Source organism: Ruminococcus sp. 5_1_39BFAA, assembly GCF_964240875.1.
Taxonomy (GTDB): domain Bacteria; phylum Bacillota; class Clostridia; order Lachnospirales; family Lachnospiraceae; genus Blautia_A.
In genome coordinates, this window is the sequence record NZ_CAXSVO010000075.1 from 1 (window position 1) to 2,812 (window position 2,812).

4 protein-coding genes and 1 tRNA gene are annotated in these 2,812 nt (G+C 49.3%); 3 read left to right on the forward strand and 2 right to left on the reverse strand.

Going from position 1 to position 2,812, the window contains the following annotated elements; genetic code table 11:
* Positions 1–198 precede the first annotated feature (198 nt).
* Both ACESZH_RS23725 and ACESZH_RS23730 read left to right on the forward strand, forming a co-directional pair.
* Positions 199–699 (forward strand): sigma factor, encoded by a 501-nt coding sequence (locus tag ACESZH_RS23725; RefSeq protein ID WP_373219555.1) that lies wholly within the window; start codon positions 199–201, stop codon positions 697–699.
* 29 nt (positions 700–728) lie between these two features.
* Complete coding sequence (locus ACESZH_RS23730; protein ID WP_373219553.1) at positions 729–848, forward strand: hypothetical protein; 120 nt, start codon at positions 729–731, stop codon at positions 846–848.
* 187 nt (positions 849–1,035) lie between these two features.
* Here ACESZH_RS23730 and ACESZH_RS23735 read toward each other — a convergent pair.
* A tRNA-Gly gene (locus tag ACESZH_RS23735) sits at positions 1,036–1,106 on the reverse strand.
* 187 nt (positions 1,107–1,293) lie between these two features.
* On the opposite strand from ACESZH_RS23735, the gene proC reads away from it, so the two are divergent.
* Complete coding sequence (gene proC, locus ACESZH_RS23740) at positions 1,294–2,088, forward strand: pyrroline-5-carboxylate reductase (protein WP_373219551.1); 795 nt, start codon at positions 1,294–1,296, stop codon at positions 2,086–2,088.
* Here proC and ACESZH_RS23745 read toward each other — a convergent pair.
* Positions 2,085–2,549, reverse strand: coding sequence for a CYTH domain-containing protein (locus ACESZH_RS23745; protein WP_373219550.1), 465 nt, complete (start codon positions 2,547–2,549; stop codon positions 2,085–2,087). The genes proC and ACESZH_RS23745 overlap by 4 nt on opposite strands.
* Between the last annotated feature and the right edge of the window lie 263 nt (positions 2,550–2,812).

The following is a 2,812-nucleotide window of genomic DNA, read 5'->3' on the forward strand; positions in this document are numbered from 1 at the left end:
AGAGAATCCTGAACGGGGATGGAGGAAGCTGGATCAAAGAACCGTACGATGCGGAAGCAATCTATTACCAGGCACAGCCGGTAGCTACACAGGAAATAACTCCGGAAGGAGAATAATGGTCAATGCCCCGGACTTTCCCAAATGGATTGTCTGGGGCATTCACATTTCCCACACCCTAAAAAACAAGGAGCTGATACCATGACCAACGAACAGTTAGTGATCCGGATAAGGGCCGGGATAGATGTAGCTGAGAATATGCTTAAGCTGTGGCAGCAGAACCAGGGATTCATAGTTGCCATTGCAAAGCGCTTCCAGGGTTATGAGGATATGGAGGACTTAAAGCAGCAGGGGTATATTGGGCTGTGCCAAGCTGTAGATGGTTATAACCCGGATGAGGGTGTACCATTTATTAATTATGCAGGCTTCTGGATTAGGCAGAGTATGCAGCGGTATATAGAGGACTGCGGAAGTGTTGTCCGGATCCCGGTTGATCTCCGGTCAATGATAGGAAAGTACAAGAAGCTGACTGCTGCCTTTCTTACACAATTTGACCGGAAACCCACAGATCGGGAATGTTGTTATTACCTGGGCATTAGTCATAGAAGGCTGGATCAGCTTGCGAAAGCTATGGCCATGGACGATATGGGAAGTCTGGATGTGCTAATCGGAGAAGGTGAGGAGGGCAGCAGCCGACAGTGATCCGGATGCGGTACCAGGAAGGGAAGACTTTGAAAGAAGCTGGAGCGGCAGCAGGGCTTACCGTTGAACAGACCAGGCAGCAGCAGAACAAGGCATTGAGGGCCATGAGAGAGTCGGGCCAGAGTACTGCAGTCTCTTATGTACGGTGACACTTACAGCAAAGCCCTGAAGAGGAATGCGTGGGGCATTTCAATCGTACCTGGACAAGTTCCACGGAGTATACAGCGTTGGGGTGTTGTTGGTAAGCGGATCATGATTTAAGTATCATTTTAGTATCAACAACCAAAAAAGAAAAGCCGGGAATCAGCTATTTTAGCGGCTCCTGGCTTTTGTAAGAGCAGATAACGGGAATCGAACCCGCCTCCTCAGCTTGGGAAGCTGATGTTCTACCAATGAACTATATCTGCATGTGGTCATTATAGCACAATGCAGCGAAAAATCAAGAGCTTGAAAATTTTTTTTGACTATAAGGACCGCAGCGGCGATACGCGTTTCATCGCAGTTGACAAGAAAAAACAGGATGATAAAATAGAAGAAAGCACCGGCTGGAGAAGAATACGAATACACACATCAGCCGGACGAGGAGGACAGGATATGAAAATCGGATTTATCGGATGTGGAAATATGGCTTCCGCAATGATCGGCGGGATTTTGAAAAACGGAGTTTTTCAGAAAGAAGAGATTATTGTTTCAAATCTCACAGAAGAGGGAAGCAGAAAAAGCAGGGAAAAGCTGGGAGTTGTGACCACAATGGACAACCGGGAGGTTGTAAAAAATGCAAAGATTGTTATACTTGCAGTGAAGCCCCAGTTCTATGAGGAGGTACTCTCAGAAGTAAAAGATCTTTTCACACCGGAGCATATGGTGATCGGAATTGCACCGGGCAAAACGCTGGCATGGCTGGAAGAAAAATGCGGCCAGCCCTTAAAGATCGTGCGTCTGATGCCAAACACCCCGGCACAGGCAGGGGAAGGCATGACCGGAGCCTGCATCAATGAAAAGGTGACAGAGGAGGATCTGGAACAGGTTCTTGCCATTACAAACAGCTTCGGATGCACAGAAGTGGTGCCGGAACGCCTGATGGATGCGGTGGGAGCTGTCAGCGGCTGCTCTCCGGCCTACGTATTCATGTTCATAGAGGCGATGGCGGATGCAGCGGTAGCGCAGGGAATGCCCAGAAAGCAGGCATATCGTTTTGCTGCCCAGGCTGTATTGGGAAGCGCAAAGCTGGTTATGGAAACAGGCCTGCATCCCGGAGAGCTGAAGGATATGGTGTGCTCTCCGGCAGGAAGCACCATCGAAGGCGTGAGAACCCTGGAACGTCTGGGCTTCCGCAGCGCTGTATTCGAGGCTTTGCAGGCATGTGCCGATAAAGGAAAGAAGCTCTAAATCGAAAGCCCTTCGCCTTTGCTTAAGGTGCTGTTGTGGTATTTTGTGGAGTAGGTCACATCCTCACTGAACCATGCGGGGGGCACATATGCATTGGCAGCTTCCTCTGAAGGAAATTCCACTTCAGCCAGCAGCAGCCCCTGGTATGGCGCGCCGAAGATATCAAGCTCAATGGAAAGCCCGTCTTTTTCCGGGATCACGTACCGCACCTTGGAGATCACGATTCCGTCAGCCTTTGGACGAAGGTGCTCGTAAGCTTCCCGGGTAAGAGGAAGATTGTACTCCTCACGGGCGAGAAGCCCTTTCGACTTGTAGGTGAGATAGTAAGAATTATTGGAACGGCGGATGCGCACAACAGGATCCGTGCAGAGATAGCCCTGTTCGATCTGTTTGCTGGGATACTGTTCCAGATTTTCGGGGAGCTTATTTTTGTCGATGAGAAATTTTCTCTCTATTTCCATAATGGATCATACCTCCTGGATAAATATTGCGGCGCTGCGCTGTATCCAGTATACTCCAGGAAAAAGTCGTGCGCAAGGGTGCAGCTTATTATTGCCGTTATCGGCAGCGCACGCCCTCACAGCAGCGAACTCACCGGATACACAGAATTTGCATAAAAGCAGCAAATGCACCGGGATGCACAGAACTTGCATAAAAGCAGCTTCGCACCTGCGATTCTCGGCGAATTTGCCGCATTGTAAAAAAGAAAGAGCGATGTTATAAT